The organism is Streptacidiphilus jeojiense (genome assembly GCF_000719095.1).
Classification (GTDB): domain Bacteria; phylum Actinomycetota; class Actinomycetes; order Streptomycetales; family Streptomycetaceae; genus Streptacidiphilus; species Streptacidiphilus jeojiensis.
In genome coordinates this window covers 1-16,995 of the sequence record NZ_JOEH01000002.1, presented here as the reverse complement: position 1 = coordinate 16,995, position 16,995 = coordinate 1, and the positions used below count along the sequence as shown (strand labels likewise).

The following is a 16,995-nucleotide window of genomic DNA, read 5'->3' as shown; positions in this document are numbered from 1 at the left end:
GCTAAAGTTCAACACGTCGCCAGGAAGCGGACCGCGGAAAGTCGGGCGGGAAGCACATTGGAGATCATGCGGACGTGGCTCAGTTGGTAGAGCATCACCTTGCCAAGGTGAGGGTCGCGGGTTCGAATCCCGTCGTCCGCTCGGTTGAGGGTTGCAGGTTGGCCCTTGCTCGGTGGAGTGGCCGAGAGGCGAGGCAACGGCCTGCAAAGCCGTCTACACGGGTTCAAATCCCGTCTCCACCTCAGCGAGGTTTTGAGTGGCACGCCACTCGGGGTCTCATGCGCGATTAGCTCAGCGGGAGAGCGCTTCCCTGACACGGAAGAGGTCACTGGTTCAATCCCAGTATCGCGCACCAGCCCCCTCGGGGGTTCGCAGTACCGTTTGCCGCAGTAACGTTTGCCGCAGCACCGTTCGACGAGTGTCCCGCGCGATTAGCTCAGCGGGAGAGCGCTTCCCTGACACGGAAGAGGTCACTGGTTCAATCCCAGTATCGCGCACGAGTCCCCCCGGGGACTTGTCCGTACCACCCCGCGCGATTAGCTCAGCGGGAGAGCGCTTCCCTGACACGGAAGAGGTCACTGGTTCAATCCCAGTATCGCGCACAGCAGTTGAGGGCCCGTCCGATTGCGGACGGGCCCTCTTCGTGATGCCGTGCACGTGCGTTGCGTGGTGCGCGGCGTCCGCGCCCGGGCTGCCCTCACCGACAGTCCGGACGCGGCGCCGCAGTCTGCGGGGCACCGGTCAGCGGTGGACTCAGTGCTGGATGAGATGCAGCACCGAGGTGGCCTGCACGGTGAACTGCGACCAGCCGCCGAAGGCGAAAGCCAGCAGTGCGGCGACCGGGAGCGCGATCGCCAGGGCGATCAGCGGGTTCCTGGTCTCGCTGGTACGAGCGCGATCGGACTGGCGACGGCGCCGTACTGATCCTCCCCTGGCTGTTCCACCCGTGTATACGGACATGGCCTGGTTCCCACTCTCGTCGGCTGCTGCTTCGTCATCGTCGGCAGGCGGTCTTGATCGTTGGCTGGTCGCGGTGGGCGGAGTACCTCGGGGGACGAGCTGCCCGCCCACCGCTGGTACCAACCTACGGTCGGCACCCCTGGCCGGGCGTCATGCCCCGGGACCGTCCCTGCGGCATCCGGAAGGAGGACGGTCCTCCCCGGGGACTACTACCGGAGGGGGAGGGCCGGTCCCCCGGCTGTCAGGGTCACCCCTGACAGCAGCCCGGAGGGGACGGTGAAAGCACAGGTCAGAGCGGTAGCACCGGTACCACCCGGATACGGGGCGGGGGTACTGCGGGTGCAGTACCGGAGGGTCCCGGGCGGAGCCGACCGGGGGAAATCCGACAATCCCACGGATCGTCACTGCGTTGCGTATCAGCACACCGCCCGACCCAGTCCGTAAGCTGTCGGCTGGCAGGGACAACAGCCCCCGCACGGGGACCTGACGGCGGGACGGAAATGTGGCGATGATGCGGCTCCGGCGGGAGGATCCGCGAGTCGTCGGCCCCTACCGCCTGCACCGGCGGCTCGGCACGGGCGGTATGGGTGTGGTCTACCTGGGCTCCGACCGCAAGGGGCAGAAGGTCGCGCTCAAGCTGATCCGCTCCGAGCTGGCCGAGGACCAGGAGTTCCGCACCCGCTTCGCCCGCGAGGTCGCCGCCGCCGCCCGGATCAGGGGCGGCTGCATCGCGCGCCTGGTCGCCTCCGACATCGACGTGGAACGGCCCTGGCTGGCCACCGCCTACGTGCCCGGGCCCTCGCTCTACAAACGGGTCGGCGACGAGGGGCCGCTGCCCTGGCCCGAGGTGACCGCGATCGGCGCCGCGCTGGCCGACGGCCTGGTCCACGTCCACGAGGCGGGGGTGGTGCACCGCGACCTCAAGCCCTCGAACATCCTGCTGTCCCCCAAGGGGCCCAGGATCATCGACTTCGGCATCGCCTGGTCCACCGGCGCCAGCACGCTCACCCATGTCGGCACCGCCGTCGGCTCGCCCGGCTTCCTGGCCCCCGAGCAGGTCCGCGGCATCGCGGTGACCAGCGCCACCGACGTCTTCGCGCTGGGCACCACGCTCGCCTACGCGGCGACAGGCGACTCCCCGTTCGGCTCGGGGACCTCCGAGGTGATGCTCTACCGGGTGGTGCACGAGGAGCCCGACCTCAGCGACGTCCCCGGCGCGCTGCTGCCGGTGGTCCGGGCCTGCCTGGCCAAGGAGCCTTCGGACCGGCCGACCACGGCCCAACTGCACGACCGGCTCAAGGAACTGACCGCGCGTGGGACGGCCATCGGCCTCAGCCAGGTGCCGCGGCCGCAGGCCCGGCAGAGCCGTCCGGCCGAGGCGACCCAGCGGGCCCAGGCACCCGGCCGGGGCGGCAGCGGCCCCGCGGTGGCCCAGGGCGGCGGGCGCCCGCCGGCCCGTCCGGCGACCCGGCGTCCGATGCCGCCGACCATGCGCGAACCGCAGCCGCCGCGCCAGGACGCGCAGCAGCACACCCGCCGGGACGTCCGGCCGGAGCAGCGGCACGACTCGCGGCCGACCGCGCCGTCACCGGCGCCCGCAGCCCGGCGCACTCCCCCGCCGACCGGATCGCAGCAGCGTCCGGCCGCACGGCCGGGCGGCTCCTCGCGGCGGCTGCTGCGGCAGCGGCTGATCGTCTTCATCACCGTGACGGTGGGTGTGGCGCTGGCCATCGCCGCCGCCCAGGGCTGCGAGAACCGTGACAGCCGGGGCCTGCAGTCGCCGCCGCGGCCCACCACCGCGGCGAGCCGCCCCGCGGCGGCCGTGCCCGCCGTCGCCCCGTCCCCGGCGGGGGACGCACTGCAGGCCGCACCGGCCACGGCGGACGGCGGCACCGACGGCGTGGACTGGGCCGACCGCAGCTACCCCGATCCCAGCGACGGCTCCACGGTCGTCCTCAAGGACGGCCGCGCCTCGGCGGCGGGCACCGCGCCAGTGGCGCTCAGCAGCGTGCTGCCGGCCCGCTACCGGGGCAACCCGGCCGCGGTGGTGGTGCTCACCCGCCAGGACGGCGCGGTCCCGGAGGACCTGATCGAGCTCTACCAGCTGCCCGGTGGCGCGGCCGGGTCCGGCACAGCGGCCGGCTCCGCTGCAGAACCGGTTCTGCTGGCCTCCCACGCCTCCACCGGCGACCCCCAGGCCACCGGCACCTGGCGGATCGCCGACGGAGCGGTGCTGCGCGAGGAGCACACCGCCGCCTCCGGCACCCGCCCGGCCAGCACCACCCGCTACGCCCCGCTGGGCAACGGGACGATGAGCGAGACCTGGCCGGGGACCGGCACGGTGGCCGGCCAGCAGGGCTGACGCCTCCGGGGCCGCGGGGGTTCCGCAGGTACCGGGGGCTGCGGGGGCTCCGGGGGTTCAGCCCACCGGTTGCTGGGAGAGGGCGTAGAAGCTCACCGCGGCGGCGGCGGCGATGTTGAGCGAGTCGACGTCGTGCGACATCGGGATGCGGACCCAGGCGTCGGCGGCGCGCAGGGCCTCGGTGCTGAGCCCGTGGCCCTCGGAGCCCAGCAGCACCGCGCAGCGCTCCAGCAGCTTGGGCGAGACCTCGGACAACGGGACCGAGTCGCCGTGCGGGGTGAGCGCGAGCAGCGAGAACCCGGCCTCGCGCAGCGTCTCCAGCGACCGCGGCCAGGGGTCAAGCACGGCGTAGGGGACCGAGAAGACGGTCCCCATGGACACCTTGACGGCCCGTCGGTAGAGCGGGTCGGCGCAGTCGGGCGAGAGCAGGATGGCGTCCATGCCGAGCGCGGCGGCGCTGCGGTAGACGGCGCCGATGTTGGTGTGGTCGACGATGCCTTCGAGCACCGCGATCCGGCGCGCCCCGGCCAGCACGTCGGCGGCGGCGGCGAGCGGCTTGCGCTGCATGGACGCCAGGGCGCCGCGGTGCACGTGGTAGCCGGTGACCTGCTCGGCCAGTTCCGGCGCCACCGCGTAGACCGGCGCCGGGACCTCGTCGATGACGTCGCGCATCACGTCGATCCACTTGGCCGACAGCAGCATCGAACGCATCCGGTAGCCGGCCAGCCGGGCCCGGCGGATCACCTTCTCGCCCTCGGCGATGAACAGGCCCTCCTCGGGCTCGCGCCGCCGGCGCAGCTCGACGTCGGTCAGGGCGACGTAGTCGCGCAGACGGGGGTCCTGGGGATCGTCAATGGTGATGAGTTCGGCCACAGGTCGATCCTGCCCGCTCAGATCTGGGCTGCCAAGTTGTTGACGGCGACCACGTCGCCGATGACCACGACGGCCGGCGGGCGGATCTCCTCGGCCGCGACCACCTCGGCGACGGTGGCCAGGGTGGCGTCGACCCGGCGCTGGCCGGCGGTGGTGCCCTCCTGGACCACGGCGACCGGGGTCTGCGGGTCACGGCCGCCGGCGACCAGCGCGGCGGCGATGGCGCCGATGCGCTCCACCGCCATCAGCAGCACCAGGGTGCCGCGCATCCTCGCGGCGGCGTCCCAGTCGACCAGCGAGCGGGGGTCCTCCGGGGCGACATGGCCGGAGATGACGCTGAACTCATGGGTGACGCCGCGGTGGGTGACCGGGATGCCGGCGGCCGCGGGGACGCTGATGGAGCTGGAGATGCCGGGGACCACGGTGACCGGCACGCCGGCCTCGCGGCAGGCGAGCAGTTCCTCCATGCCGCGGCCGAAGACGTAGGGGTCGCCGCCCTTGAGCCGGACCACGAACCTACCCGCCCTGGCGTGCTCGATGAGGGCGTTGTTGATGGCCTCCTGGGCCATGTAGCGGCCGTAGGGGATCTTGGCCGCGTCGATGACCTCGACATGGGGCGGCAGTTCGTCCAGCAGCGCGCGGGGGGCGAGGCGGTCGGCGACCACCACGTCCGCCTCGGCGAGCAGGCGGCGGCCGCGGACGGTGATCAGGTCCGGGTCGCCCGGACCGCCGCCGACCAGGGCGACGCCCGCGGTGCGGCCGCGGTGGTGGGCGGCGGCGAGGGTGCCCTCGCGCAGGCCGGCGACCACGGCGTCCCTGAGCGCGGCGGAGCGGCGGGGGTCGCCGGAGAGGACCGCGACGGTGGTGCCGTCCTGGCGTCCGGTGGCCGGGGTCCACGCGGTGGCGGCGGAGGCGTCGTCGCTGCGCGAGCAGAAGGTGCGGTCGGCCTCGGCCTCGGCGGAGGCGGCGGCGTTGGCCGCCGGGTCGTCGGTGGCGGCCAGCACGTACCAGGCCCCGGCGAGGTCGCCTGCGGCGTAGCGGCGGGGATGCCAGGTGAGTTCGCCGGCGTCGGCCATGGCCTGCACCGAGGGGGTGGTCTCGGGGGCGAAGAGGTGCACGTCGGCGCCGGTCGCGAGCAGGGCGGGCAGCCTGCGCTGGGCGACGGTGCCGCCGCCGAGGACGACGACGCGGCGGCCTTGCAGGAGGAGACCGACCGGGTACGGCGTGGTGTCGTTCTCGGGCGGCATGGTGGCTCCAGGGCTTCGTGTGCAGGTTCTGATGAGCTGAATGGTGCGCTCAGTTCGACGGTGCGGCGCGGTGCATGGTTCGTCGCGCAGTTCCCCGCGCCCCCAGGGTGCTGCAACTGGGCCAGTTGCACTATCCAGGGGCGCGGGGAACTGCGCGGACAGCAACTCCCGCAGAGGGTCAGTGCTTCTCCGTGACCCCGGCCGAGTCGAACGTGGCGACGTCGTGCATGGCGCGAGCCGCGGACTGGACCAGGGGCAGGGCCAGCAGGGCACCTGTGCCTTCGCCGAGGCGGAGGTCGAGGTCGATCAGGGGACGCAGCCCCAGCTTCGCGAGAGCGGCCTTGTGGCCGGGCTCGGCCGAGCGGTGGCCCGCGACGCAGGCCGCCAGCACCTCGGGGGCGATGGCCTTGGCCACCAGCGCCGCGGAACCCGCGATCACCCCGTCGAGGATCACCGGGGTGCGCAGGCTGGCCGCGCCCAGCAGGAAGCCGGCCAGGGCCGCGTGCTCCAGGCCGCCGACCGCCGCCAGGACGCCGATCGGGTCGGAGGCGTCGGGGCGGTGCAGGGCCAGCGCCTCGCGGACCACCGCGATCTTGCGGGCATGGGTCTCGTCGTCGATGCCGGTGCCGCGCCCGGTCACCACGGAGGGGTCCTCCCCGGTGAAGACGCAGATCAGGGCCGCCGCCGCGGTGGTGTTGGCGATCCCCATGTCCCCGGTGACCAGGGCCTTGTTGCCCGCCGCGACCAGATCGCGGGCGGTCTCGATGCCGACCTCGATGGCGCGCAGCGCCTCCTCGCGGGTCATCGCCGGCTCGACGGTCATGTCGGCCGTACCGGGACGCACCTTGCGCGGCAGCAGACCGGTGGTGCGGCCGGAGTCGATGGCGGGGGGCAGCTCGGAGGCCACGCCCACGTCCACGACGCAGACCTCGGCACCGAGCTGCGCGGCGAAGGCGTTCACCACCGCGCCGCCGGCCAGGAAGTTGGCCACCATCTGGGCGGTGACCTCCTGCGGCCAGTGCGTGACGCCCTGGGCGTGCACGCCGTGGTCGCCCGCGAAGACCGCGACGCAGGCCGGTTCGGGGATCGGCGGCGGGCACTTGCGGGACAGCCCGCAGAGTTGCGCGGAGATTATCTCCAGCATGCCGAGCGAGCCGGCCGGCTTGGTCATCCGCTTCTGGCGGTCCCAGGCCTCGCCGAGCGCCTTGGCGTCCAGCGGCCTGATGCCGCGTAGGGTCTCCTGCAGCACGCTGTGCGGTTCCTCGCCGGGCAGCGCGCGGCGGCCGTAGGTCTCCTCGTGGACGACCCAGGACAGCGGGCGCTTCTTGGCCCAGCCGGCCTGCGCCAGCTCGGGCTCGGCCGGGAACTCGTTGACGTAGCCGACGCAGAGGTAGGCGACCACGTCCAGGTGCTCGGGCAGGCCCAGCTCGCGGACCATCTCCTGCTCGTCGAAGAAGCTGACCCAGCCGACGCCGAGGCCCTCGGCGCGGGCGGCGAGCCAGAGGTTCTCCACCGCGAGCGCGGCCGAGTACGGCGCCATCTGCGGCTGGGTGTGCCGGCCCAGGGTGTGCCGGCCGCCGCGGGTGCGGTCCGCGGTGACCACGATGTTCACCGGGGTCTCGACGATGGCCTCGATCTTCAGTTCCTTGAACTGCTTGGCCCGCCCCTTGGGCAGCGTCTCGGCGTAGACCTCGCGCTGACGCTCCGCCAGTTCGTGCATCCGGGCCCGGGTCTTCGCGGAGCGGATCACCACGAAGTCCCAGGGCTGGGAGTAGCCGACGCTGGGGGCGGTGTGGGCCGCCTCCAGGACCCGGATCAGCACCTCGTGCGGGATCGGGTCGGGACGGAAGCCGTTGCGGATGTCGCGGCGCTCGCGCATCACCCGGTGCACCGCGTCCCGCATCTCGTCGTCGTAGGCCGGGGCCGCGGGGCCGTCGGGGACGGCCGGGGGCAGCGGTTCGGGTTCCGGCTGCTGCACCGTCCCGGCCTCGGCGGCGCCGGAGCCGTCCACGGCGAGGACCCGCCGCTCGGGCTCGGACGCCTGCTCCGGCACGGGTACAGCGGTGGACTGCGAAGGGAGTTCAGGCACAGGCTGCGCTTCCGCTGCGGGATGGACGGGGGACAGTACCGGGTCCGACAGCGTCCCGGTGCCCTGAGCGGTGCTCTCCGAGGTGCCGGGGGCGGCGGGCGCCCCGGTCGGGACCTCGGGCTCCACCTCGGCGGCGGCGCTGACGTCGGCGACGGTCTCGGGGACGGACTCGACGACCGGCTCCATGACGAACTGGCGCGGCGGCGGGGACATGAACGCGGAGATCCGGCTGCCGCCGGCCTCGGGCGAGGCGCCCTGGGCCGGGATGGCGGCGTCCGGCTGCGGTGCGGAGGACTCCGGCCTGGCCTCCGGCTCCGCTGCCTCGACCTCAGGTACAGCTTCAGCCTCGGCCGCCGGCGGCTCGGGCTGGGGCGCCGGTTCGGCGGCGGGAGCCGGCGCGGCGGCCGGCTCCGGTGACGGCTCCACCAGGACCGGTTCCACAGCAACTGGTTCCACAGCGACTGGTTCCACGGCGATCGGTTCCGCGGCTACTGGTTCCACCGCGACGGGTTCCACCGGGATCGGCTCGGCGGCGACCGGCTCGACGGGGGTGGGGGCGGCCTGGACCGGGGCGGCGGCTTCCACCGGCTCCACGGGCTCGACGGGGAGGGCCGAGGACGCGGGCCGCGGCTCCGGAACGATGACCGGTTCCGGTTCCTGCACCGGCGCGGGCTGCACCGGGTTGGCCCCGAGGGTGCTCTCCGGTGACGGCATCTGCACCGGGACGGTGACCGCCACCGGCTCGGGCGCCGGTCCGGTGCTCTCGACCGGCTCGGCCGGCACCGGCTCGACCTGCACCGGTGCGGTGCCGACGGCGGTGCCCAGCGCAGCGGCGGCACCCACCGGCTGGTCCAGGTACTCGGGGCCGGGATGCTGACCGGTCGGCGCGGCCGGGGCCGCGGGCATGCCGTAGGGCGGGGTCGCCGGTGAGGAGACCGTGAACGGCGACTCCGCGCCGGCCGTCGGGCCGCGGTCGGCCAGCGAGCGCACCGGCACCTGACCGGTCATCAGCGAGGGGTCCGGGATCGGCGGCCCGGCGTGCAGCGGCCGGCGCGGCGCGGCGACCACCGGCTGGACCTGCTGCGGCTGCTCGGCCACCGGCGCGGCAGCTGCGGGCGCGCTCTCCGACGCCGCCGCAACGGCCGGAGCCGGGGCCGGAGCCGTCGGCGGGGTCAGCGGCGGCCAGGACGGGGCCGGCACCGTCCCCTCGGCGGGCACCGGCGCGGCCGGCTCCGGCTCCGGAAGGAGGGCGGGCGCAGGCGCCGCGGCGGCCGGCTGGGCGACAACCTGCGGCTGGAAGGCGGGCTGCGGTTCGCGCGGGGTCGCCGGCTCGCTCCAGGAGCCCTGCGGACCCGGCATCAGCAGCTCGTCCTCGTCGTCCTCGTCCGGCAGGTCCAGGAAGGTGTACGGGGGCGGCGCGACCTCGGAGCCGAGCGGCTGCGGCAACGCCTGGTTGCGTCCCAGGGAGGCGTCGCTGCCGAAGGGGTCGCGGGCGGACGGCTCGCCGATCGGGGCGGACGCCCCGTTCGGGGACTGCTCCGCGCCGTTCGTCGCGAGCGGTTGCTCGGTCGTCCCCCCGGTCGGGACGTGGCCGGTATCGCTCATGTCACTGGCTCCTTCCAGGGCCGCGTGGCGTCCTTGGCGGCGCGATCACGGACCGCAGCACCCATGTTTCCGGTCCTCGCTCCGCTGCGACGGACCGGCTGACACCGGTCTGCTCCCCAACAACAACGACTGAACCGGGGCAACCGGCACGATCGCCCCGGACGTACCGGCATTCTCCCCGTCCGTCCGCCCCGGGGACGAACGAGCGCGCACAGACGCCATGTGGCCTGCGCCACGTTCGAAACGTCCGGCACGTACGGTCCGTGAGAACCATGCGTCAGCCTACCGGCCACCGGTGACAGCGCGGTCGGCAGTATCGAACAGTGGGCATCCGACGCCTGCTCAGAAGGGTCGCGAAGACCGTCCGGCGGGCACTCAGGAACCTTTCAGCGACTGCCCCAGAGCACGAATCGGGGTTCGGCGGCGCCGAAGCCGTCGCCCTCCGCCAGCGGGGCGGCGTGCAGCAGTTCGCCCTCGACCGCGTAGTGGACCTCGGCGAAGGCCCGGCGGACCTCCTCGACCTGCTGGAGGGTCCTGGGCAGGGCGACCACGCGTTCGGGACGGCGGCCCAGGCAGGCGCGCAGCACCTCCGCCCCGCCGCGCACCAGCACGACGTCGGGCTCGGGCAGATCGGCCAGCACCGCCGGGGCGGTGCCGTGCACGGTCTGCAGTTCCACACCGTAGCGGCGGGCACTGACATCCAGTCGGGCGCAGGCGTCGCCGTCCTGGTCGACGGCGATGACGGCGGCTCCGGCCCGCCCGGCGTCCAGCGCCACCACGCCGGTGCCGGCGCCCACGTCCCAGAGCAGGTCGCCCGGGCGCGGGCCGAGCCGGGCCAGCACCAGCGCGCGGACCGCGGCCGGGAGCGCCCCCGGCACTGCGGCCTCCTCCGGCGGGGTCTGCAGCGCCCAGCCCCGGACCGGGCCGGGGAAGTCCAGCGGGCGTCCGGCCATCCAGCCGGAGGGCGGCACCGGACCCTGCGCGCTCCCGCCGACCACCAGCACCACGTTGGGGTCCCGCCACAGGTGGTCCGGGACCCGGTCGGAGGTGAGCACGGTGACGTTCTCGTCCGGGGTGCCCAGCGCCTCGCAGACCACGAAGGTCCGGTGCACGTCACGCAGCATCAGCGCCAGCTCGGAGGGGCCGGCGCCGGGCGAGGTCAGCACCGCCACCTTGGCGTGCGCCCGGCAGACGTTGGCGGCCCGGCGCAGGCCCCGGCCATGGGTGCTGACGACCTGTGCGTCGTCCCAGGGCATCCCGGCGCGGGCGAAGGCGGCGGCGACCGAGGAGACCGCGGGCAGGACCTCCAGCTCCAGTCCGTGCTCGGGCCGGCGCAGGGTCCGCACCACGCCGAAGAACCCCGGGTCGCCCTCGGCCACCACCACCGCGGCGCCGCGGTGGTCGGCCACCCTGCGGGCGACCAGTTCGACGCTGCCCAGCGCCATCCGGTCCGCCGAGGCCGGGATTCTGAGGTTCTGCAGCTGGTAGGTGCCGCCGGCGACGAGTGTCGCGGCGTCCAGTGCGGCCTGCGCGGCCTGGGAGAGCGGTGAGCCGTCCCAGCCGATCACTGTGACCCGGTCAGCCATTGCGGCCGGTCCCCCTCGGATGCTTGCGTGCCCATGGTGTGCCGCGTGCAGCGTAGTCGGTCCGATCAGCGGTGCGGAGTCACCAGTTCGGATCCTCGTCCTGGCCGAGACCGTCCAGGTCCTCGGGCAGCAGGCTCCAGACGATCAGATCGCTGCGGGCCCGTCCCGCGCTCTCTCCGTCGCGCACGATCCAGGCGTTGCGGAGCACGCCCTCGCTGATGCAGCCGATCTTCTGGGCGACCTGCTGGGCGGCGGTGTTGCCGGCCGCGGTGCGCAGCTCCAGGCGCTCGAACTTCTGGTCCTCGAACAGCCAGTGGGCGACACCGAGCAGCGCCTCCCCGGCGTAGCCCTCGCCGCGGGCCCAGGGCCCGGTGGCCACCGTCGCCTCGGTCGCCCGCAGCCGCCAGTCGGTGCGCCGCAGCCGGACCGAGCCGACCAGCCGCTGGGTGAGGAACTCGTGGACGCCCAGCACGATTCCGCGTCCCTGGGCGCGTTCGGCCGGGGCGCCGAGCGCGATCCAGTTCCTGGCGTCCTGCTCGGAGTAGGAGAGCGGGACGGTGGTCCAGGTGCGCACCAGTTCGTCGCTCATCAGGTCCGTCAGCGCGACCACGTCCTCCGGCTCGAAGGCTCGCAGCACCAGCCGATCGGTACTGATCGAGATCTCGGGAAAGGTGGACGTCATCTGCCGGGCTCCTGCCTGTTGCCCCTTCCTCTGCGGGGCTGATGGAACGATCATGCTCCAGAAAGGGGGCCGCCGTCACCCCTTCGGCCCCGGACAGCCGTATCGCCCCGACCCGGTGGAGGACTCACACCGGGTGGGGCGATGCGGGGGCGGTGCCGGATCAGGCGGTGGCGGCCAACTGCGTGACCGGCTCGGCGACCGGCTTCTCCAGGCCTATGAAGCTCAGACTGCGGGTCACCTCCTCCACCTGCGTCTGGCGGTAGCCCAGCCGCTGGTAGAGCCGCAGATTGCCGAGGCTGCGGTGCCCGGTGAAGAGCCGGTAGCCGCGCACCGGCTGGTCGCCGGCGGCGAGCAGCCGCTCCATGCCACCGATCAGCCGGGTGCCCAGACCGTGCCGCTGCATCCGGGGGTGCACGCAGAGCCGGCCTATCCGGCCCAGCCCGTCGCCGTCCACCCAGCCGCGGACGCTGCCGACGACCTCGTCACCCAGACGGGCGACCAGCACATGACGCTCCTTCAGCTCGGTCCGCAGGCTGTCCAGGGTCTGGGTCAGGGGCTCGATGGCCCAGTCCCCGTAGAGTTCGGCCTCGCTCTGGTAGCAGAGGTACTGGAGCTTGAGGATCCGCTCCGCGTCTTCCTCGGTGGCGATCGAGGTGGTCACGCTCATGCCCATGCGCGCATTCCTCCCTTTCTTGTGTACCCCGGTCGCGAGGATGAGGGGGGTGCGACCGGGTTGCCCTGACCGGAGGTGGGTCGGTCCCGACGGGAGCCGTCGGGACCGGGCGTACGTTTAGAGCCCACTACCCATACCGCCACCCCTCCCAATCATCGATTTCCCGGCGGGATCCGGCCGCCCCTCGGGATCCGGCCGCCCGGCAGGATCCGGATGCCCGGCGGTGGGCTGCCGGGTCAGCAGCCGGCGCAGGCAGGCCAGGCAGCGCGAGCGGGTCGGGCCGATGCTGCCGCGCGGCATCGCCAGCTCGTCGGCCAGCTCCCGGTAGCTCATCGGCGGCAGCTCCAGCAACGCTGCCAGCAGGTCGGGGCAGCGCGCCGGCAGCCGGGAGATCGCCGCCCGCAGTTCGCGGCCCTGCTCCGCGCCCAGGGCCAGCGCCTCGGGCGAGGCGGCGTCGGCCGCCGTGCGGGCCGCCGCGAGCAGCCCCGCCGCCTCCAGGTCCCTGGCCCGCCCGCGCGCCTCCTCCCGGGCCCGGCGGAACTCCTGGACCGTCAGCGCCCGCAGCCGCGAGCCCGGGTCGGAGCGGCGCCGCTCGGCCGCGGCGCGCAGCCACACCTGCTGTTCCAGTTCCTCGGCGTCCAGCGCGTGCGCGGTGGCGAGGCTGCGCAGCAGGGCCAGGAAGGTGCCGCGCAGGGCGGGGTCGGCGGCGGTGGGCTGCATCGGCGCTCCCGGGGTCGGGCGGTGCGGGTTCCGGGCGATCGGCTTCCGGCGGATCGGGTCCCGGCGGATCGTCAGCGTCGACGCCGGAGTGCAGCCCTCCGGATCCGCGTCCCGGCGCGATCCACCCGCACGGGTGATCCGCCATTCGGCCGCACCGGCCGCACGGCCGCACTCCTCCGTAGTCAACCGATCGACAGAATGTAACCAAGCCCACGTCCCGGCGCGTTTCCCCCGGTAACCCGGAGCCGATAGCGTCATCACCATTCCGCGACGCCCGCCCTGGAGGACTGTGGTGTTCTACTGGCTGCTCAAATGGGTCCTGGTCGGTCCCCTGGTGCGGGTGCTCTACCGGCCGCGCATCAGCGGACTCGAGCACATCCCGACCCGGGGCCCGGCGATCATCGCGCCGAACCACCTGTCGTTCTGCGACTCGGTGTTCGTGCCGCTGCTCGCCCCGCAGCAGGTCCACTACGTGGCCAAGGCCGAGTACTTCACCGGGAGCGGGCTCAAGGGACGGCTGTCGGCCTGGTTCTTCACCGGGGTCGGGGCGGTGCCGGTGGACCGCAGCGGCGGCCGGGCCTCGATGGCGGCGATCGACACCGGCCTGCGCACCCTGCGCGAGGGCAAGCTGTTCGGGATCTACCCGGAGGGCACCCGCTCCCCCGACGGCCGGCTGCACCGCGGCCGCACCGGTATCGCCCGGCTGGCGCTGGCCAGCGGCGTCCCGGTGATCCCGGTCGGCCTGGTCGGCACGGACCGGGTCCAGCCCAACGGCCGGACCGGCTGGCGCCTCGGCCCGCGCCCCGAGGTGCGCTTCGGGCCGCCGCTGGACTTCTCCCGCTACGAGGGCCTGGCCGACGACCGCTATGTGCTGCGCGCGGTGACGGACGAGATCGTGTCGGCGATCCTGGAGCTGTCCGGCCAGGAGTACGTCGACATGTACGCCACCAAGGCCAAGGCACTGGCCAGCCGGGCGGCAGCCGCCGCGGCCGCCGAGCAACTCCCCGAAGCGGCCTGACGGAGCGGAGGGCGGCTGCCGTCCGCAGCCGCCCTCCGCTCCCCGGCCGGGATCAGTGCTCGACGCCGGCCCACTCCTGCTGGAGCGCCAGGTCCGCCTTCACCTCGGCGAGCTGCACCGCCACCGCCGTCGGCGCGGTGCCGCCGCGTCCGTCGCGGGAGGCGATCGCCCCGTGGACCGTCAGCACCTCGCGCACCTCGGGCGTCAACGTCGGTGAGATCTCCGCGAACTGCTCGTCCGTCAGGTCCGAGAGCTCCAGGCCGCGCGGCTCGCAGAACTTCACGCAGGCGCCGGCCACCTCGTGCGCGACCCGGAACGGCGTGCCCTGCTTGACCAGCCACTCGGCGATGTCGGTGGCGAGCGAGAAGCCGGCCGGGGCCAGCTCCTCCAGCCGCTCGTCGTGGACGGTGAGCGTCGCCATCATCCCGGTGAAGGCCGGCAGCAGCACCTCCAGGGTGTCGCAGGAGTCGAAGACCGGCTCCTTGTCCTCCTGCAGGTCCCGGTTGTAGGCCAGCGGCAGCGCCTTGAGGGTCGCCAGCAGACCGGTCAGATTGCCGATCAGCCGGCCCGACTTGCCGCGCGCCAGCTCGGCGATGTCCGGGTTCTTCTTCTGCGGCATGATCGAGGAGCCGGTGGAGAAGGCGTCATGCAGCGTGATGAAGCCGAACTCGCGGGTGTTCCAGATGATCACCTCCTCCGCGATCCGGGAGAGGTTGATGCCGATCATCGCGGTCACGAAGGCGAACTCGGCGACGTAGTCGCGCGAGGCCGTGCCGTCGATGGAGTTGGCGGCGCTGCCGCCCTCGAAGCCCAGCTCGGCCGCGACGAACTGCGGGTCCAGGCCCAGCGAGGACCCGGCCAGTGCCCCGGAGCCGTAGGCGGACACGGCGGTGCGGGTGTCCCACTGCCGCAGCCGCTCCGCGTCCCGTCCCAACGCCTGGACGTGGGCCAGGACATGATGGGCGAACAGCACCGGCTGGGCGTGCTGCAGGTGGGTCCGGCCCGGCATGGCCGTGCCCGGGTGCGCCTCGGCCAGTCCGACCAGGGCCTGCTGCAGGTCCAGCAGCAGTCCGCCGATGATCCGGGCGTGGTCGCGCAGGTACATCCGGCCGAGGGTGGCGATCTGGTCGTTGCGGGACCGTCCGGCACGCAGCTTCCCGCCCAGGTCCGGGCCGAGCCGCTCCAGCAGGCCCCGCTCCAGTGCGGTGTGCACGTCCTCGTCGGCGACCGTCCCGGTGAAGGCGCCCGACTCGACGTCGGCGAGCAGCGACTCCAACCCGTCCAGCATCCGCTGGAGTTCGTCCGCGCTGAGGTGTCCGGCCCGGTGCAGCACCTTGGCGTGGGCCCGGGACCCGGCGATGTCGTAGGGCGCGAGTCGCCAGTCGAAGTGCACCGAGGCGCTCAGCGCCGCCAGCGCCTCCGACGGGCCGTCGGCGAAGCGGGCTCCCCAGAGCCGTACGTTGTCGTTGTTGCTCACGGTCGTAGTCCCCTCAGCGCCATGCATTGCTTGGAATAATTATGCATGCCGCCGTATGGAAATCAAACACACCGGGGACGGCCGGGCCGGCCTGTTCAGCCGATGTGCCAGACGGCACGGCAGGCCGCGGCGGAGAAACCGGGCCCGAGGCCGATCAGCACCCCGGAGGCGCCCTGGTCGGGCGGGGTCGCATAGAGCCGGTCGAGGACATCGAGGACGGCCACTCCGCCGAGGTTGCCGCGTTCGTGCAGGCTGTCCCAGGAGTGGGCCAGCTGTTTCCGGTCGCAGCCCACGCCGTCCTCCAGATCGCTGAGGATGCGCGGCCCTCCCGTGTGCGCCACCCAGAAGTCGGGGGCGTCCCGCCCCGCCGAGCGCCGGTACCAGTCGAGCAGCGGAGGAACCAGCTCGCCCATGGACTTCAACGCACCGGACGTGGAGTCGAAGTGCTGGCCGAGACCGTCGAGCCTGAGGCGTTGGCGTTCGGTCGTGTCGGGGAGGGTGAACTCCCAGGTGTCCTGCACCACCAGACCGGTGCCCAGCGGAGTGTCGCTGACCATGACGGCTCCGCCGGAGTCACCGAACAGCACCTTGTAGATCATGGCCTCGACGCTGTCGTCGGAGTGCTGGTAGACCGTGTTGAGCGCTTCGGCGATGACCACCAGCACCCTGCTCCCCGGATGGGCGTGCACCTGCTCCACCGCGCGGACCAGAGCCAGGGCGCCACCGGTGCAGCCGAGTTGGGTCATGGGTAGGCGCCGGACGTCCGGGCGCAGCCCGAGGGCGTTCAACAGGTGCACGTCCAGGCCGGGGATGGCGATCCCGGTGCTGTGGCTGGTCACGACACAGTCCACCTGGCCCGGTTCGACACCCTGCTCGGCCAGCAGCGCGCGGGCGGCCTGCTCACCCAGCGCGCAGACGTCCGCGAAGGTGCGCCGGTTGCGCTCCTCGATCGGCTCGCTCTTCGCGACCTGTTCCAGCGGTCGGGCGAAGCGCCGGCTCCGAACGCCGGTGCGGCCGACGATGCGCAGGATCCGCCGCAGGTCCGGATGGTCGGCGTGGTGGGTCCGGATGTCGGCCAGGATCTCGTCGAGCTCCACCTCGTACGGCGGGAAGACGACGACGGGTCTGCTCACATGGACAGGCATTTGCGGCCTCCGGTCGGGGCGTCGGCAGATCACAGGTAGTGCCCTGGCCCTCTGGCTCCTGATCGTACAAACCTTCCATTGGTAACAAGGCGGTGAGTCTCGGCCTTTCTGGCAGTCTCCGGCAGATCGCGCTGTCCCGTATGGCTTGAACCGGGCCGGTGGGGGCCGCCGCCGCGGCCCCCACCCGCCGTTACGACGACTTGACGGTGCAGAGGGTGCCGTTCAGGGTGGCCGCGGCGGGCGGGTCGTCGGCCGTGGTCCAGCTCCCGTTGAAGCCGAAGGAGACCGATCCGCCCGCGGCGATCGTCGCGTTGTAGGACAGGTTGCTCACCGTGACGGCCGACCCGGACTGGGTGTAGCTGCCGTTCCAGAGCTGGGTGATCTTCTGCCCGTCGGGGAAGGTCCAGCCGACGGTCCAGCCGTTGACAGCGGCGGTGCCGTGGTTGACCAGGGTGACATTGGCGCCGAAGCCGCCGCTCCACTGGCTGCTGAGGCTGTAGTCCACCTCGCAGGCGCCCGCCGCGGTGGTGGACGTGGGGGTGGGGGTGGGGGTGGGGG

Annotated in this window: 12 protein-coding genes, 5 tRNA genes and 1 pseudogene; 7 read left to right on the top strand and 11 right to left on the bottom strand. The window is 73.3% G+C overall.

Annotated elements, in window-relative coordinates; genetic code table 11:
* Positions 1-68: 68 nt before the first annotated feature.
* The 5 genes from IF29_RS0102075 (at position 69) to IF29_RS0102055 (ending at position 602) form a co-directional block, all read left to right on the top strand.
* Positions 69-141, top strand: a tRNA-Gly gene (locus IF29_RS0102075).
* Positions 142-171: 30 nt separating this feature from the next.
* Positions 172-242, top strand: a tRNA-Cys gene (locus tag IF29_RS0102070).
* Positions 243-280: 38 nt separating this feature from the next.
* Positions 281-355, top strand: a tRNA-Val gene (locus tag IF29_RS0102065).
* A gap of 70 nt (positions 356-425) precedes the next feature.
* A tRNA-Val gene (locus IF29_RS0102060) sits at positions 426-497 on the top strand.
* Positions 498-530: 33 nt separating this feature from the next.
* Positions 531-602: transfer RNA gene (locus IF29_RS0102055), tRNA-Val, on the top strand.
* Between the two features lie 151 nt (positions 603-753).
* Here the strand turns inward: IF29_RS0102055 and IF29_RS0102050 are convergent.
* Complete coding sequence (locus tag IF29_RS0102050) at positions 754-960, bottom strand: hypothetical protein (RefSeq protein WP_030248685.1); 207 nt, start codon at positions 958-960, stop codon at positions 754-756.
* Positions 961-1,462: 502 nt separating this feature from the next.
* Here IF29_RS0102050 and IF29_RS0102045 point away from each other — a divergent pair.
* A pseudogene (locus tag IF29_RS0102045) lies at positions 1,463-2,713 on the top strand (serine/threonine-protein kinase); the annotation flags it as partial.
* 666 nt (positions 2,714-3,379) lie between these two features.
* Here the strand turns inward: IF29_RS0102045 and IF29_RS0102040 are convergent.
* The 7 genes from IF29_RS0102040 to IF29_RS45780 form a co-directional block, all read right to left on the bottom strand.
* Positions 3,380-4,195 (bottom strand): TrmH family RNA methyltransferase, encoded by an 816-nt coding sequence (locus IF29_RS0102040; protein WP_030248682.1) that lies wholly within the window; start codon positions 4,193-4,195, stop codon positions 3,380-3,382.
* A 17-nt stretch (positions 4,196-4,212) separates the two neighbouring features.
* Positions 4,213-5,442, bottom strand: a complete 1,230-nt coding sequence (cobA, locus tag IF29_RS0102035) for a uroporphyrinogen-III C-methyltransferase (RefSeq protein WP_030248678.1) — start codon at positions 5,440-5,442, stop codon at positions 4,213-4,215.
* Positions 5,443-5,620: 178 nt separating this feature from the next.
* On the bottom strand, positions 5,621-9,136 hold the full coding sequence (gene cobT / locus IF29_RS0102030; protein ID WP_084713396.1) for a nicotinate-nucleotide--dimethylbenzimidazole phosphoribosyltransferase: 3,516 nt from the start codon (positions 9,134-9,136) through the stop codon (positions 5,621-5,623).
* Between the two features lie 386 nt (positions 9,137-9,522).
* On the bottom strand, positions 9,523-10,722 hold the full coding sequence (gene cbiE, locus IF29_RS0102025) for a precorrin-6y C5,15-methyltransferase (decarboxylating) subunit CbiE (protein ID WP_030248675.1): 1,200 nt from the start codon (positions 10,720-10,722) through the stop codon (positions 9,523-9,525).
* 79 nt (positions 10,723-10,801) lie between these two features.
* Positions 10,802-11,404, bottom strand: a complete 603-nt coding sequence (locus IF29_RS0102020; RefSeq protein WP_030248673.1) for a GNAT family N-acetyltransferase — start codon at positions 11,402-11,404, stop codon at positions 10,802-10,804.
* 160 nt (positions 11,405-11,564) lie between these two features.
* Positions 11,565-12,077: a GNAT family N-acetyltransferase gene (locus IF29_RS0102015; RefSeq protein WP_030248672.1), complete on the bottom strand. Its 513-nt coding sequence runs from the start codon at positions 12,075-12,077 to the stop codon at positions 11,565-11,567.
* Positions 12,078-12,194: 117 nt separating this feature from the next.
* On the bottom strand, positions 12,195-12,983 hold the full coding sequence (locus tag IF29_RS45780) for an RNA polymerase sigma factor (protein ID WP_157623537.1): 789 nt from the start codon (positions 12,981-12,983) through the stop codon (positions 12,195-12,197).
* Between the two features lie 106 nt (positions 12,984-13,089).
* Between IF29_RS45780 and IF29_RS0102005 the strand changes: the two genes are divergently transcribed.
* Positions 13,090-13,815, top strand: coding sequence for a lysophospholipid acyltransferase family protein (locus IF29_RS0102005; protein ID WP_037594137.1), 726 nt, complete (start codon positions 13,090-13,092; stop codon positions 13,813-13,815).
* A 52-nt stretch (positions 13,816-13,867) separates the two neighbouring features.
* Here IF29_RS0102005 and argH read toward each other — a convergent pair whose 3' ends face one another.
* From argH to IF29_RS0101990, 3 genes are all read right to left on the bottom strand, one after another.
* Positions 13,868-15,292 carry an argininosuccinate lyase gene (gene argH, locus IF29_RS0102000; protein WP_232241986.1) on the bottom strand — a complete coding sequence of 475 codons (1,425 nt, stop codon included), beginning with the start codon at positions 15,290-15,292 and terminating at the stop codon, positions 13,868-13,870.
* Positions 15,293-15,387: 95 nt separating this feature from the next.
* Entirely contained in the window at positions 15,388-16,437 is a 1,050-nt protein-coding gene (locus IF29_RS0101995; protein ID WP_030248663.1) for a type III polyketide synthase, read from the bottom strand.
* 190 nt (positions 16,438-16,627) lie between these two features.
* Positions 16,628-16,995, bottom strand: a 368-nt coding sequence (locus tag IF29_RS0101990) for a cellulose-binding domain-containing protein (RefSeq protein WP_030248661.1), incomplete at its 5' end; no start/stop codon positions are given.